This is a genomic window from Nocardioides pyridinolyticus, from assembly GCF_054653575.1.
On the sequence record NZ_BAAIFY010000003.1, the window covers coordinates 49,620 to 64,359 of the forward strand.

Annotated in this window: 15 protein-coding genes; 7 read left to right on the forward strand and 8 right to left on the reverse strand. The window is 73.0% G+C overall.

The features are described from left to right. Positions 1-41: 41 nt before the first annotated feature. The 5 genes from ACYQ0U_RS03775 (at position 42) to ACYQ0U_RS03795 (ending at position 7,107) form a co-directional block, all read left to right on the forward strand. Entirely contained in the window at positions 42-788 is a 747-nt protein-coding gene (locus tag ACYQ0U_RS03775) for an enoyl-CoA hydratase-related protein (protein WP_459969578.1), read from the forward strand. 223 nt (positions 789-1,011) lie between these two features. Beyond that, positions 1,012-3,198: a HelD family protein gene (locus tag ACYQ0U_RS03780; RefSeq protein ID WP_459969580.1), complete on the forward strand. Its 2,187-nt coding sequence runs from the start codon at positions 1,012-1,014 to the stop codon at positions 3,196-3,198. Positions 3,199-3,266: 68 nt separating this feature from the next. Next, positions 3,267-5,189 carry an anthranilate synthase family protein gene (locus ACYQ0U_RS03785; protein ID WP_459969582.1) on the forward strand — a complete coding sequence of 641 codons (1,923 nt, stop codon included), beginning with the start codon at positions 3,267-3,269 and terminating at the stop codon, positions 5,187-5,189. Between the two features lie 107 nt (positions 5,190-5,296). Then, the gene (locus ACYQ0U_RS03790; RefSeq protein ID WP_459969584.1) at positions 5,297-5,860 is read left to right on the forward strand and encodes an anthranilate synthase component II; all 564 of its coding nucleotides are present in this window, start codon (positions 5,297-5,299) and stop codon (positions 5,858-5,860) included. Next, positions 5,857-7,107 (forward strand): anthranilate synthase component I family protein, encoded by a 1,251-nt coding sequence (locus ACYQ0U_RS03795; protein ID WP_459969586.1) that lies wholly within the window; start codon positions 5,857-5,859, stop codon positions 7,105-7,107. Before ACYQ0U_RS03790 ends, ACYQ0U_RS03795 begins: the two co-directional genes overlap by 4 nt. A gap of 7 nt (positions 7,108-7,114) precedes the next feature. Here ACYQ0U_RS03795 and ACYQ0U_RS03800 read toward each other — a convergent pair whose 3' ends face one another. From ACYQ0U_RS03800 to ACYQ0U_RS03835, 8 genes are read right to left on the reverse strand one after another with little or no spacing between them, the layout of a single operon-like run. After that, entirely contained in the window at positions 7,115-7,960 is an 846-nt protein-coding gene (locus tag ACYQ0U_RS03800) for an acyl-CoA thioesterase domain-containing protein (RefSeq protein WP_459969588.1), read from the reverse strand. A gap of 4 nt (positions 7,961-7,964) precedes the next feature. Then, positions 7,965-8,480, reverse strand: a complete 516-nt coding sequence (locus tag ACYQ0U_RS03805; protein ID WP_459969591.1) for a hypothetical protein — start codon at positions 8,478-8,480, stop codon at positions 7,965-7,967. After that, positions 8,477-9,907 (reverse strand): sensor histidine kinase, encoded by a 1,431-nt coding sequence (locus ACYQ0U_RS03810; protein ID WP_459969594.1) that lies wholly within the window; start codon positions 9,905-9,907, stop codon positions 8,477-8,479. Before ACYQ0U_RS03810 ends, ACYQ0U_RS03805 begins: the two co-directional genes overlap by 4 nt. Then, the gene (locus ACYQ0U_RS03815) at positions 9,904-10,608 is read right to left on the reverse strand and encodes a response regulator transcription factor (protein ID WP_459969596.1); all 705 of its coding nucleotides are present in this window, start codon (positions 10,606-10,608) and stop codon (positions 9,904-9,906) included. The genes ACYQ0U_RS03810 and ACYQ0U_RS03815 overlap by 4 nt, the downstream gene beginning before the upstream one ends. A 53-nt stretch (positions 10,609-10,661) precedes the next feature. Continuing rightward, positions 10,662-11,528 (reverse strand): fructosamine kinase family protein, encoded by an 867-nt coding sequence (locus tag ACYQ0U_RS03820; RefSeq protein WP_459969599.1) that lies wholly within the window; start codon positions 11,526-11,528, stop codon positions 10,662-10,664. Further along, positions 11,525-12,019, reverse strand: a complete 495-nt coding sequence (locus ACYQ0U_RS03825) for a low molecular weight protein-tyrosine-phosphatase (RefSeq protein ID WP_459969601.1) — start codon at positions 12,017-12,019, stop codon at positions 11,525-11,527. The genes ACYQ0U_RS03820 and ACYQ0U_RS03825 overlap by 4 nt, the downstream gene beginning before the upstream one ends. After that, a complete protein-coding gene (locus tag ACYQ0U_RS03830) occupies positions 12,000-12,401 on the reverse strand; it encodes a phage holin family protein (RefSeq protein ID WP_459969603.1) in 402 nt (133 codons plus the stop codon). Before ACYQ0U_RS03830 ends, ACYQ0U_RS03825 begins: the two co-directional genes overlap by 20 nt. A gap of 10 nt (positions 12,402-12,411) precedes the next feature. Further along, on the reverse strand, positions 12,412-13,110 hold the full coding sequence (locus ACYQ0U_RS03835) for a GntR family transcriptional regulator (protein WP_459969605.1): 699 nt from the start codon (positions 13,108-13,110) through the stop codon (positions 12,412-12,414). A gap of 72 nt (positions 13,111-13,182) precedes the next feature. On the opposite strand from ACYQ0U_RS03835, the gene ACYQ0U_RS03840 reads away from it, so the two are divergent. Both ACYQ0U_RS03840 and ACYQ0U_RS03845 read left to right on the forward strand, forming a co-directional pair. Then, positions 13,183-14,067: a dimethylarginine dimethylaminohydrolase family protein gene (locus tag ACYQ0U_RS03840; RefSeq protein WP_459969607.1), complete on the forward strand. Its 885-nt coding sequence runs from the start codon at positions 13,183-13,185 to the stop codon at positions 14,065-14,067. A gap of 116 nt (positions 14,068-14,183) precedes the next feature. Then, positions 14,184-14,735 (forward strand): VanZ family protein, encoded by a 552-nt coding sequence (locus tag ACYQ0U_RS03845; RefSeq protein WP_459969608.1) that lies wholly within the window; start codon positions 14,184-14,186, stop codon positions 14,733-14,735. The last annotated feature ends 5 nt before the right edge of the window (positions 14,736-14,740 follow it).

Consider the following 14,740-nt stretch of genomic DNA (forward strand, 5'->3'; position numbering starts at 1 on the left):
CCGACGGGTGACGGGGTCGGGGGTGGGGCAGGATGGGCCCCATGCCCGAGCTCGTGCACTACGCCGCCGCGGACTCCGTCGCCACCATCACCCTCGACTCGCCGCACAACCGCAACGCGCTCTCGCGCCAGCTGGTGACCGAGCTGTTCGAGCGGCTCGAGCGGGCCGGGTCCGACCCGGACGTGAAGGTCGTGCTGCTGACCTCGGCCGACCGCGTGTTCTGCTCCGGCGCCGACCTCTCCGAGGCGTCCTCGGGCGGCATGGAGGAGGGCGCCCGGCGGGTCGTCGACCTCCAGCGGCTGATCCTCACCCTCGACAAGCCCGTCGTCACGAAGGTCGTCGGCGCGACCCGGGCCGGGGGCATCGGCATCGTCGCGGCCTCGGACATCGTCCTCGTGTCCACGGACGCGACCTTCGCGCTCACCGAGGTCAAGCTCGGGCTCGCGGCCGCCATCATCTCGCTCACCGTGCACGCCCGGATGAACCCGCGCGCCGCCGCGCTGACCACGCTCGGCGGCGAGGTGTTCACCGGCACCGAGGCGGCGGCGTACGGCCTGGCGACGACGGCGGTGCCCACCGACGAGCTCGACGCCGAGGTCGCGAAGGTCTGCGCGTCCCTCGCCACCGGCGCCGCCCAGGGCCTGCGCGAGTCGAAGCGGATCCTCAACCGCGACCTGGTCGCCCGGCTCGACGAGCGGGGCGGCGAGCTGGCGGAGCTGTCGGCGCGGCTGTTCGCCTCCGACGAGGCGCGCGAGGCGATGACGGCGTTCCTTTCCCGGAAGAAGTAGGGCGGGTCTTCCGGTCCGGCGCCGTCGCGAGCGGCGCTCCGCGCCGATCTGTCAAGGCGGAGGTGCGAAGGCGCGCCGGAGGCCCGTCGAGTCGCCGACAACGCCGCCAGATCGGATGCGGAGGGTCGCGCAGCAGGCGATCCCGGATCCCGAAGACGCGCCCGTCCAGGCGCAGGTAGGCTTGTTCACTTGCCGGAACGGTCCGGGACGAGGGGAACAAGCGTTGTCTGAAGAGCTGGTCGAGCGCGAGATCGCCGCCGAGCAGGCGTTCGTGGACCGGGTGTACGTGCAGCTGGCCGAGTCCGCGAAGGCCGCGCAGGCGATCGCCAAGGAGGGCCACAGCCGCGGGCGGCTGGGCCACGAGGGCGGCCTCGTGGAGCGCGACGCCATGGTGTTCCAGGCCGCACGCCGGATGGCGCAGCTCGACGCCGCGCACGAGGGGCTGGTCTTCGGCCGCCTCGACCTGCGCGAGGAGGTCGACCCGGAGCCTCGCTACATCGGCCGGATCGGCCTGCGCGACGCCAACCGCGACTCACTCCTGATCGACTGGCGCGCCCCCGCCGCCGCCGTGTTCTACCAGGCCACCGCCGCCGAGCCGCACGACGTCGTGCGCCGCCGGGTGCTGCGCAGCGCCGGCCCGAAGGTCGTCGGCGTGGAGGACGAGCTCCTCGACGCCGAGGCCGAGACCTCGCTGCCGATCGTCGGCGAGGGCGCGCTGATGGCGCAGCTCTCCCGCGCTCGCGACCGCTCGATGCACTCGATCGTCGCGACCATCCAGGCCGAGCAGGACCGGGCGATCCGGGCGCCGGGCAAGGGCGTGGTGTCGATCTCCGGCGGCCCCGGCACCGGCAAGACCGTGGTCGCGCTGCACCGCGCGGCCTTCCTCCTCTACAACGACCGCCGGCGCTACGAGAGCGGCGGCGTGCTGATCGTCGGCCCGAGCGGCGTGTTCATGCGCTACATCGAGCGGGTCCTCCCGAGCCTCGGCGAGACCGCGGTCGCGCTGCGGTCGCTCGGCGAGGTGGTCGACGGCGTCCGTGCTACCCGCCACGACGACCCCGCGGTCGCGGACGTCAAGGGTGCGCAGCGCATGGCCGAGCTGCTCCGGCGTACCGCACGGCAGCAGGCGCCCGGCAGCCCGCGCGAGTTCCGGGTCTTCTGGCGCGACGACACGATCGTGCTCGACCGCGGCGAGCTCGGTCGGCTGCGCCGCCAGCTGATGTCCCAGGGCCGCCGCAACCGGCAGCTGCCCAAGGTGGCCAACACCCTGCTCGACGCCATGTGGCGCCAGGTCCGCGGCGAGCGCGGCCGGGACCGCGGCCGCGCGGCGTTCAACGACGACATGCTCGGCAACCGCGACTTCCTGGACTTCGTGGCCGCCTGGTGGCCGCCGCTGGACGCGCTCACCGTCTTCGGCTGGCTGCGCGACCCCGAGCTGCTCTCCCGGGTCGGCGACGGTGTGCTCAGCCCCGAGGAGCAGCGGCTGCTCTCGAAGTCGTGGACCGAGTCCACGGCGCTCACCGTCGAGGACATCCCGCTGCTCGACGAGCTGCGCTACGCGATCGGCGACGTGCCGACCCGCACCGACGACGAGCGCGACCTCGACGAGACCGGCCTGCTCGAAGGCGGCGTCGACGTCCAGGAGCTGTTCACCGCCGCCGACCGCGAGTTCGCGCCGAGCGGCCGGGCCTGGGCGCCGCCCACGCACCGCATCGAGGACGACCCGTTCGCGCACGTCCTCGTCGACGAGGCCCAGGACCTCACGCCGATGCAGTGGCGGATGGTCGGCCGCCGGGGCCGTACGGCGTCGTGGACGATCGTCGGCGACCCGGCCCAGTCCTCGTGGCCGGTGCCGGCCGAGGCCGCCGAGGCCCGGGCCGCCGCGCTGGAGGGCAAGGACCTCCACGAGTTCCACCTCTCGACCAACTACCGCAACTCCTCGGAGATCTACGCCTTCGCCGCGGCGTACGCCGAGCGGGTCGGCCTCGACGCCGACCTGCCGACCGCCGTCCGGTCGACCGGCGTCGACCCGCAGGCCGTCGAGGGCGTCGCGGACGCCGACCTCGAGTCCGCGACCCGCGCGGCGGTGGCCGAGATCGCCGGACGCGTCGAGGGCACGGTCGGCATCGTGGTGCCGGTCGCCCGGCGCTCGGAGGCCAACGCCTGGCTGGCGTCCTGGTCGGAGTTCGCCGACGACGCCCCGGGAGCCCGCGCCGCCATCGACTCCTCGGTCACCCCGTCCGGCGACGACCGGATCGTCGTGCTGACCGGCCTCGACACCAAGGGCCTGGAGTTCGACGGCATCGTGGTGGTGCGGCCGCAGGAGATCGAGGACGAGTCCGCCACCGGCCGGGCCACCCTCTACGTCGTGCTGACCCGCGCGACCCAGCTCCTCACCACGCTGTCCTGACCTGTCGTGATGCGCGAGCGCCGCGGACAGGTGCGGGCCGGTCATCGGCTGACCCCTAGATTGGTCGCATGACGAACACGCCTTCAGCCCGGGAAGCCATCGCGGCCGTCCAGGAGCACGAGGCGTGGGCGATCATCCGGCGCTCCACGAGGGCCGGCGACCGCGACACCGTCGGGGTCGTCGGGGGGACGCGCCGCGTGGTGGAGTCGATCCTCGACGTCCCCCTCGAGCAGGGCGTGCCGAAGGACGGCCACATCGCGGACCGGCTGCTCGCGGTGCCGTTCCGGCAGGTGCGTGAGCGCGGGTTCGAGGCGCACGACGACGAGACCCCGCTGGTCGTCGTCGACGTCGAGGCCGAGCTGGAGTTCACGGTGGCCGAGGTGATCGAGGCGATCGACGCCGTACCCGTGGAGTTCGCGGACCGCGGTGGCTTCGAGACCGACGACGAGGACTACGGCAAGCTCGTCGCCGCGATCATCGAGGACGAGATCGGCCAGGGCGAGGGCGCGAACCTGGTGATCGGACGCCACTACCGCGCGACCGTCGCGGACTGGGGCGCCGGCAAGGCGCTCGAGGTGTTCCGCCGGCTGCTCGAGCGCGAGCGCGGGGCGTACTGGACCTTCCTGTTCTTCACGGGGGACCGCTACCTGATCGGCGCGAGCCCGGAGCGGCACGTGACCATCCACGGCGGCGACGTCCGGATGAACCCGATCAGCGGCACCTTCCGGATCCCGCGCGAGGGTGACGTCCGCGCGCAGCTGCTGGAGTTCCTCGACGACGAGAAGGAGATCTACGAGCTCTTCATGGTCGTCGACGAGGAGCTCAAGATGATGTGCGACATCTGCCACGAGGGTGGTCAGGTGCTCGGCCCGTTCCTCAAGCCGATGAGCCGCCTGGTGCACACCGAGTACCTCCTCGCCGGCCGCACCAGCCGTGACCCGCGCGAGGTCCTGCGCGACACCATGTACGCCGCCACCGTGACCGGGTCGCCGGTGGAGAACGCCTGTCGACTGATCAAGAAGTACGAGACCGAGGGCCGCGGCTACTACGGCGCCGCGCTCGCGATCCTCGGCCGCGACGCCGAGGGCGGCCCGGTCGTCGACAGCCCGATCGTGATCCGCACCGCCGACGTGGACCTCGACGGCCGGCTCACCGTGACCGCGGGCGCGACGCTCGTGCGCGACTCGGACCCGGCGTACGAGGTCGCCGAGACGCACGCCAAGGCCGGCGGCATCCTCAGCGCCTTCGGGCTGGTCGAGCCGGCGCCGACCCCGTCGGTGAACGTCGCCGAGCTCGTGAACGACGAGGACGTGCTGCTCGCGCTCAACAAGCGCAACCGGCGGCTGTCGTCGTTCTGGCTCACCGACCAGGGCGGCTCGCCGCCCGACCCGCGGCTGGCCGGCAAGAGCGTGGTGATCCTCGACGGCGAGGACGACTTCGTGAACATGCTGCGCCACGTCCTCGGCGTGCTCGGCATGACCAGCGAGGTGGTCCGGCACGAGGACTACGCGCCCGGCTCCCTGGACGGGTTCGACCTGGTGATCGTCGGGCCCGGGCCGGGCGACCCGCGCGACGACGACGACCCGAAGATGGCCAACCTGCGTGCCGCTGTCGCCGAGCTGATGGCCGCCGAGCGGCCGTTCCTCGCGGTCTGCCTGGGCCACCAGGCGCTGTGCCACCACCTCGGCATCGGGCTGCACTACAAGGACATCGTGTTCCAGGGCACCCAGTCGCCGGTCGAGATCGAGCGCCGCACCGAGCGCGTGGGCTTCTACAACACCTTCGTCGCCCGGCTCGGCGACGACGCCGCTCCACCCGACGGGGTGAAGGTCGAGGCGGATGTCCAGACCGGTGACGTCCACCGGGTGCGCGGTCCGCACTTCCAGGGGATCCAGTTCCACGCTGAATCCATCCTCACCGAGCACGGCTACGACCTCATCCATGACTTCGTCCGAGAGCTTCTCCTCGAAACGGTTACACCGGATCACTGAGCCGCTAGACTTCGTCACGTAACACGGCGGGAACCCGCTCATGGGCCCGGTGAAGACTGCCCCCCAGCTTCATCGGGCCCTTCCCATGTGTGGAGTAGGTTGCGCCCGTGGTTCTTGACGTGGTCGTGGTCGACCACCACGACTCCTACACGTGGAACCTCGTCCACCTCGTCGCCTCGGTGACCGGCGTCCTGCCCGCTGTCGTCCAGCACGACGAGGTCTCCGCGGACGAGGTGCTCGCGCACACGCACGTGGTGCTCTCGCCCGGCCCCGGGCACCCCGCCGACCCGGCCGACTTCGCGGTCGGCCGCGCGGTGCTGGCCGCCGGCACCCGCCCGGTGCTCGGGGTCTGCCTCGGGATGCAGGGCCTCGTCACGGCGTACGGCGGGGAGGTGGGCCGGGTCGAGCCCGCCCACGGCGAGGTGGCGACCGTGACGCACGACGGCCGCGGCGTCTTCGCCGGCCTGCCCGACGGGTTCGCGGCCGTGCGCTACCACTCCCTCGCGGCGCTGTCGGTGCCCGACGAGCTCGAGGTGTCCGCGTGGGCGGGCGACGTCGTGATGGGCGTGCGGCACCGGACGCTGCCGCTGGAGGGCGTGCAGTTCCACCCCGAGTCGATCCTCTCCGAGCACGGTGCCCGCATGGTCGCGACCTTCCTGGGGATGTCGTGACCGACCCGGTGCCGTTCTTCTCCTCGGTGGCCGCCGGGCACCGGCGCTGCTTCTGGCTCGACGGCGGTGGCGCCCGCGAGTGGTCCGGGCGCCGGTCGATGGTCGGCTGGCTGGACGAGGACGACGTGTCGCTGACCTACTCGGCCGCCCGGCGCGAGGTCACCCGGCACGCCGACGGGCGGGCCGAGGTCGTCGGCTCCGACGTGTTCGCGGCGCTCGAGGCCGAGCTCGCCGCCGGCTCGCCCGACGACCACTGGGTCGGCTACCTCGGCTACGCCTGCCGCCCCGACCTGCCGGCCGCGGTGGGCGACGAGACGCCCGACGCACTGCCCGACGCGGTGTGGATGCGGCCACGTGAGCTGCGGTTCTTCGACCACGAACCCCGCGTCCCCGACGGTTTCGAGACCGGCGCAGAGCGCCTTCCTCCACCGCCCGATGCCGCCTACGCCGCGGCCTTCGCCGAGGTCCAGGAGCAGCTGCGGGCGGGTAACAGCTACGAGGTGAACCTCACCTACCGGCTCGAGGCCGACGGTCCCCGCGACCCGCTGGCGGCGTACCTGCGGCTGCGCGAGGTCAATCCGGCGCCGTACGCCGGGTTCCTGCAGCACGACGTCGACGGCGCGCGGGGGTGGCTGCTCAGCAGCAGCCCGGAGCGGTACGCGCTCATCGGCGCCGACCGCTCGCTGGAGACCAAGCCGATCAAGGGCACCACCCCGCGCGGCGCGACGCCCGCCGAGGACGAGGAGAGCCGGCGGCACCTCGCCAGCGACCCCAAGTTCCGCGCCGAGAACCTGATGATCGTCGACCTGCTCCGCAACGACCTCGCGATGGTCTGCGCACCCGGCACCGTCACGGTCCCGAGCCTGATGGACGTGGAGTCCTACGAGTCGGTGCACCAGCTGGTCAGCACCGTCCGGGGCCGCCTGCGCGACGACGTCACCACCGTCGGCGCGCTGCGCGCGCTGTTCCCGGCCGGCTCGATGACCGGCGCGCCGAAGCTGCGCACGATGCAGGTGATCGAGGACGTCGAGGACACGCCGCGTGGTGCCTACGCCGGAGCCTTCGGGTGGGTCGCCGCCGACGGCCGCGCGGACCTCGGCGTGGTGATCCGCAGCCTGATGACCGCCGGCGACGGTACCTACCGGCTCGGCACCGGGGGCGGCATCACCGTCCGGTCCGCGGTGGACGAGGAGTACGCCGAGTCGCGCTGGAAGGCCGAGCGGCTCCTGCGCGCGCTGGAGGCGTGAGCGCCCGTCAGGAGGTCGTGCGCCGCCCGTCGTCGGTGTAGCTGACCGACCCCATGTCGACCGTCCGCCGGGCGTTGGCGAGCGCCGCGACCATCACGGTGCCCAGCGGGCCCCGCCGGTCGAACATCGCCGCCGTGCCGACCGCGATCCCGTCGTGCTCGACGCGGTCGGTGGCGAGCAGGCCGATCTCGATCCCCTCGGGCTCGCGCGCGAGCGTCATCGTGATGTCGGTGTTGATGTACTCGACGCCGTTGCTGCCCCAATTCGTCACCATGCTGGTGCCGTCCGCGGTCGCGGCCGCGGCCTGGAACCCCGTCAGCGGCTGGTCCGGCACGATCGGCACCGAGGTGCTCCACGAGGCCTTGCGGTCGGCGTTCTGGTGCTCGAGGAAGTTCTGCGACCAGTCCACCGACGACTTCACGTACGGCGCGCGCGGCTGGTCGCCCGCGGGAGGCACCACGTCGAGCGGCGGCGGGACCGGGCGGTCGGTGGGCGCCCAGACCTCGCCGTCCGTGGTCTCCGACGGCTTGAGGAAGGTCGCCGTCCCGCGAGCGACCCGCTCGCCGTCCTGGGACAGGATCACGTCGACCAGGCAGATCCGCCGGCCCTCGCGCTCGATCTCGGTCGTGAGCGTGCACGGGACCATCCGGGCGGGCTTGAACAGGTCGACCGCCCAGCGAGCCGGCCGCAGGTCGGTGCGTCCGGCCCTCACCAGCGCGGCCTCAGCGGCCCAGGCGAGCGCCCCGCTCAGTGCGACGCCGTGCATCTGGTCGTCGCTCCACATGCTGCAGGCCAGGGGTGCCGGGACGAGGTCGTCGCCGTCGCGGGTGAAGAAGGAGAGCGTGTCGGTCACGCCCCTATCCTCGCGGAGCCTCGGCCGCCAGTTCGGCGAGGAGGGCCGTGGTGCTCGTCACGAGCCGGTCGCGGTCGAAGCCCTCGAGTTGGACGGCGTTGACGCTCTGCACGAGGCCGTCGGTCTGCACGAAGCCGGTGACGAGGATGCCGTCCCGGCGCTCCTTCACGGCGATCCGGGCGGCCTCGGCGCCGGGGACGTCGACGCTCTCGAGCTGCTCTGCCACGGTGCCCATCGCATCGAGCGCGCTGTCGAGACCGCCGTCGAAGTAGAGGTAGCTGACGTCGTACGCCGGGCCGCCCTTCTCCACCGGCAGGAACACGCAGCGCGGCGCGTCCTCGGTGCCGTTGTTCTCCTTGACGGTCTGGCCGGCGATCCTCCCGACCTCCTGGGCGGTCAGACCGTCGCACGGGCTCCAGCCGACACCGGCCGCGTCGGCCGCGGTCGGCTCCGGCTCGTCCGGCGACCCGCAGCCGGTCAGCGCGACGGTCATCCCGACGGTCATCACCAGGGCCCTCACGGCGCCGGGGTCCAGTCCGGGACGGGCGAGGTCGAGCCCGGCAGCCACATCGTCAGGCGGGCACCACCGGACGGTGAGACGTCGGCCTCGACGGTGCCGGAGTGCCGCTCGGCGACCTGCCGGACGATCGAGAGGCCGAGGCCGGATCCGGGCATCGCCCGGGACTCGCGCGAGCGGTAGAACCGGTCGAAGACGTGCGGCCGGTCGTCCGCCGCGATGCCCGGGCCCTCGTCGTCGACGACGAGCGCCCCGCCCTCGAGGCGGATCATCACGGTGCCGCTGGCGGGACTCCACTTCGCGGCGTTGTCGAGCAGGTTGGTCACGGCGCGCTCGATGCCGGCCTCCTCGCCGACGAGGAACCACGGCGCCAGGTCGGTCTCGAAGGTGACGCCCGGCGCGCGCCGGCGCACCCGGGCGACGGTGCGGTCGACCAGGTCGGCCAGGTCGATCTGCTCGACCACGTGGGTCAGGGGTTCGTCGCGGGACAGCTCGACCAGGTCGCCGATCAGTGTGGTCATCTCCTCGATCTGGGCGCGTACGTCGCCGAGCAGCTCCTCCTTCGCGCCGGGCGGGAGCCCGCCGGCGCTGTCGGCCTGGCTGAGCAGGTCGAGGTTGGTGCGCAGGGACGTGAGCGGGGTGCGGAGCTCGTGGCCGGCGTCGGCGACCAGTTGGCGCTGGCGGTCGCGGCTGGCGGCGAGGGCCGCGAGCATCTGGTTGAAGGCGCTGGCCAGGCGGGCGATCTCGTCGTCGCCCTCGACCGGCAGCGGCCGCAGGTCCTCGGTGCGGGCGATCTCCTCCACCGAGGCGGTCAGCCGGCGCACCGGGCGGAGGCCGTTGCGGGCGACCGCCCAGCCGGCCATGCCGGAGGCGATGACGCCGGCCAGGCCGAAGAGCAGCATCACGATGCCGAGCTTGCGGAGCACGACCTCCTGGCCGTGGAGGGACTGGGCGACGACCAGGGCCTGGCCGTCGGCCGAGGTCGGGACGGTGACGACGCGGTACGCCTGGCCGCCGGCGTAGAGGGTGCGGATGCTCTCGCGCCGCTCGCCCTTGGCCACGTCGACCTCCGGCTGGCCCAGCACCAGCGGGGAGGGCGACCGGTCGCAGGTGCGGACCGGGTGCGGGTCGCCGATCTGGATCACGGCGATGCGCACGTCGGCGGCGCCCACCGCCCAGGCCGGGATGTCGCAGCTCTCCGCCGTGGTGATGGCGGCCAGGGTCTCGGCCCCGGCCGCCTTGGTCGCGCGGTCGCGGAGGGAGTCGTCGAGGGAGGCCTGGAGCTGCATGCGCACGGTGATGTAGCCGCCGAAGGCGACCAGCAGCACAGTGGCCCCGGCGGCGATCGCGGTGAGGACGGTGACGCGGGAGGCGAGCGAGCGGCGGTAGTGCCAGCGCCCGTCCGGCCCGAGGTTCGGCAGGACGGTCACGATTCCTTCAGCACGTAGCCCACGCCGCGCACGGTGTGGATCAGGCGGGTCTCACCCTCGGCCTCGGTCTTGCGGCGCAGGTACCCGACGTAGACCTCGAGGGAGTTGGCGGTCGTGGGGAAGTCGTAGCCCCAGACCTCCTCGAGGATGAACGAGCGCTCCAGCACGCGGCGGGGCCGGCGCAGGAAGAGCTCCAGCAGGGAGAACTCGGTGCGGGTCAGCTCGATCGCGCGGTCGCCGCGCCGCACCTCGCGGGTCGCGATGTCCATGGAGAGGTCGGAGAAGGCCAGCACCTCGTCCTCCGCGTCCTCGCGCGGGGCGACCCGGCGCAGCAGCGCGCGGAGCCGGGCGAGCAGCTCCTGGAGGGCGAACGGCTTGGTCAGGTAGTCGTCGGCACCGGCGTCGAGGCCCTCGACCCGGTCGCCCACGGCGTCGCGGGCGGTGAGCACGAGGATCGGCAGGTCGTTGCCGGCGGTGCGTAGGGCGCGGGTCGCCTCGAGGCCGTCGAGCCGCGGCATCATCACGTCCATCACGACGACGTCGGGGGACGCGGCGGCGATCGCGGCGAGCGCCTCGGCGCCGTCGCCGGCGAGGGCGACGTCGTAGCCGTTGAACTCCAGCGACCGGCGGAGGGACTCCCGGACGGCCTTGTCGTCGTCGACGACGAGAACGCGAGGCCGGGGTCCGGGCGCGGTGGTCACGCCCCTACTGTGCCAGCCGAGGCTGAGCCGCCACTGAGAACCGGTGCGACCGGTCAGGCGTACCGCTTCGCGACCTCGGCCGCCCGCCCGGCGTACCCGCCGCCGAACATGCACGCGTGCACCAGCAGCGGGAACAGCTGGTGCAGCCCCACCCGGTCCTCCCAGCCGTCCGCGAGCGGCGCGGCCTCGTGGTAGGCGTCGAGCACCCGCGGCAGGTGCGGCAGGCCGAAGAGCGTGAGCATCGCGAGGTCCACCTCGCGGTGCCCGCCGTACGCCGCCGGGTCGATCAGCCACGTGTTCCCGTCGAGTCCCCAGAGGACGTTGCCGTTCCAGAGGTCGCCGTGCAGGCGGGCCGGGGGCTCCTCGGGCACCAGCTCGCCGAGGCGGGGGAGCACGGCCTCGATCGCCTCGGCGTCGGCGTCGGTCGCGGCGCCCCGGTCGCGCGCCAGCTTGAGGTAGGGGAGGACCCGGCGGGCGGCGTAGAACTCCGCCCAGGTGTCGGTGGGGCGGTTCGGCAGCGGCAGCCGGCCGATGTAGCCCTCGTGGTCCAGGCCGAAGGAGCCCGCGCCGGCCCGGTGGGTGGCGGCGAGCTCGCGGCCCAGGGCCGCCGCGGCGTCGACCGAGCTCTTGCCGGGCTCGACCCACCGGATGATCAGGCACTCGTGGTCGACGCCGAGCACGTCGGGCACGTGCGCGCCGCCGTCCGGGACGGCCTCGTCGAGCCAGCGCAGCCCGCGCGCCTCGGCGGTGAAGAAGTCGTCGGGGGCGTGGGGGAGCGTCTTCATCAGCGCGGTGGTGCCGTCGCTGAGGCGCAGCCGGGTGGCGGTCGCGACGTCTCCGCCGGCGACCGGCGCCGTGGCCACCACCGACGAGCCGAGGAGCTCCTCGGCCCGGCGGGCGACCAGCGGCTGGCGGGTCACGAGGCCCGCTCCTCGAGGGTTGCCACCAACGCTGCGGCCGTTCTCTCGACCATGGCGAGGACCTCCTCGAAACCGGAGTCCCCACCGTAGTACGGGTCCGGTACATCACCACCGGGAACGACGGGATCGAAATCGCGGAACAGCCGGACCCGCTCGCTGCGCCCGCCCAGGTCGGTGAGGTTCTGGTGGTCCATCGCGAGCACCAGGTCGGCGTCGTCGGCATCGGTGGCGGCCCACTGCCGGGCGCGGTGCCGCGAGGCGTCGTACCCGGCCGTCGTCAGCGCCGCAGCCGCCCGGCGGTCCATCGGGTCGCCGACGTGCCAGCCGCCGGTGCCCGAGCTGGTCACCACGACCCGGTCGGCCAGTCCGGCGTCGGCGAGCCGCTCCTCGAGGACGACGTGCGCCATCGGGGAGCGGCAGATGTTGCCGAGGCAGACCAGGACGACCCGGTAGGTGCCGGGCCGTCGCGGCTCAGGCGTCCTGGGTGTCACCGAAGAGCAGGCCGACGATCCACGTCACGATCGTGATCACGATCGCGCCGCCCACGGCGTTCCAGAACCCGTCGACGAAGAAGTCGGAGTCGAAGAGCCCGGCCAGCCACTCGGTGAAGAGCAGCATGAGCGCGTTGATCACCAGCAGCATCAGCCCGAGCGTGATGATGATGAACGGGATCGACAGGAACTTGATGATCGGGCTCACGAACGAGTTCACGATGCCCAGCAGCAGGGCCACGAAGAGCAGGGCCCAGAAGTTGTCGGCGATCTCGTCCCATCCGGACGGGCCGGGGAAGCCGATGTCGTCGAAGATCCACACCGCCGCGGCCAGCGCGACGAAGTTGGTGGCGAGCCACCCGAGGAATTTGAGGAGAGCCACGGGTCCGACCCTACGGGGTGAGGCGTCCGTCGAGGCCCAGGGCGCTGAGGATCGACGTCTCCGCGTCGGCGAGGTGCTTCTCCAGGAACGCCGAGGCTCCGTCGACGTCGCCGCGCTCGAGCAGCATCACCAGCTGGGTGTGGGTCTCGGCCTGGTCGTGGGCGTTGCGGCGGATCCGGTCGACCTGGGCGAGCGCGAGCTTGAGCTCGACCATGAGGCTCTCGGCCATCGCGACCAGCCGCGGGGAGTCGGCGAGGCCGACGAGTGACACGTGGAAGGCCAGGTGGCGCTCGTTGAGCTCCTGGTAGGAGCCTCCCGCGCGGACCGCGCTGGTGTAGCGCACCAGCGAGGTGCGCACGGCGTCGCGGTGCGCCTCGTCCGCCTGCGGCCAGCGGCGGACGCCGGCGCCCTCCAGGACCCAGCGGGCCCGGCAGATGTCGCGGACCGAGTCCGGATCGGGGGTGGCGACCGACACGCCGCGGTTGGGCTCGCGGGTGGCCAGCCCCTCGGCGACGAGCACGCCGAGCGCCTCGCGCACCGTCGGCCGGGAGACGCCGAGCGACTCCGCGAGGGCGACCTCGCGCAGCGGCGTACCGGACTCGAGCTCGCCGTCGAAGACCGCGCGGCGGAGCTCGTCGGCGACCCGGTCGACCGTCGAGGAGAGCTCGAGGTGGAGGGTGCCGAACCGGTTGGCGCCCGAATCGGTCATGCGGGTCATTGTGCTCTACACTCCGACTGTCAGATTGTCTGACAACCAAGCAATCATCGAGGGAGGGAATCCATGGAGCTGTCCTGGGGCCGCCACTACGTCATGGTCGAGCCGACGCACTTCCGCGTGGAGTACGTCATCAACCCGTTCATGGACCCCGCCGACCAGCCGGACCCGGCGCTGGCGATGTCGCAGTGGCGCGAGCTGGTCGCGACCATCGAGCGCCTCGGCGGCACCGTCGACGTGCTGCCGCAGCGCGCGGACGCGCCCGACATGGTCTACGCGATGAACCTCGGCCTCGGCCTGGTCCGCGAGGACGGCACCTCCCACGTCGTCATGTCCCACATGCGCTACGCCGAGCGCCGGATGGAGACCCTCTCCGCGCAGCCGTGGTTCGCCGCGCACGACTTCACGACGTCGTACGTCGGTCGCGACGGTGTCGGCGCCCACCTCGAGGCCGGCGACGCGTTCGCCTTCGGCGACGCGCTGGTCGTGGGCTACGGCCCGCGCACCGAGGAGCTCGCGCTCAAGCACCTCGCCACCGACCTCGACATCCGCGTCCGGGGGCTCCGCATCACCCACCCCGGGATGTACCACCTCGACCTGGCGTTCTGCCCGCTCGACGACCGCCGCGCGCTGGTCTGCCCCGCGGCCCTCGACGAGGCGTCGGCGGCCGCGCTGCTCGACCTCGTGCCCGAGCCGCTGGTGCTCGCCGAGGAGGAGGCGCTGACGACGTTCTGCGCGAACTCGATCGTCCTCGGCAAGTTCGTCGTGATGCCGGCCTGCCCCGACCGCGTGCGCGCGCAGCTCGAGGAGTGGGGCTTCGAGGTCGTCCTCGTCGACCTGTCGGAGTTCCACAAGGGCGGCGGCTCGATCCGCTGCCTGACCAACCCGGTCGACGTCCGCCTCGGTCGCGACCTGCCGGTCGTGCCGGGAGGCGAGGTCCTCATCCCGTAGGGCTCGCGCTCGCCCCTCATCTCCCGTCGAGACACCCGGAACGGCCCTTGCCCGGGCGGTTCAGGGGCCGTTCCGGGTGTCTCGACGGATCGACCTGCCCCGCTAACCTCGGCTGCGTGTTCCCGGTCGGTGGCGTCGAGGTCATGCTCGGCCTCGTCGTGCTCTCCGGCGTGGTCTGCGCCGCCCTGGCGGTCGTGCTCCGGCCGCGGCTCGGGTGGTGCGGCGCGCTGGCCGTCGCCGGCTTCGTGTGGTCGCTCGCGGTGATCGCGAGCATCACGTTGATCCCGGCGAACGGCGCCCCCGGCGTCGTGTCCGCGGAGGGCCGGCTGACCACCTGCTCGTGGGACATCGGCGGGCCCGCGCCCGACGGGTTCTGGATCTTCGCCGGCGGCCAGCGGATGCTCAACACCGTCGTCTTCGTGCCGTCCGGGGTCCTGCTCGTCCTCGCGCTGGCCCGGTGGCCGCGGGTCGCCTGGACCGGGGTGCCCGTGGGGCTGGCGCTGCTGGCGGCGTACTCGATCGCGATCGAGGCGACCCAGCTCGCGCTGGCCCGGATCGACCGCGCCTGCGATGTCACCGACGTCATCGACAACGTGACCGGAGCCGCGATCGGGGTGGGGATCGGGCTGCTGCTCGCCCTCGTCCTGCGCCCGTGGCGCCGCCGTTAGCCTGC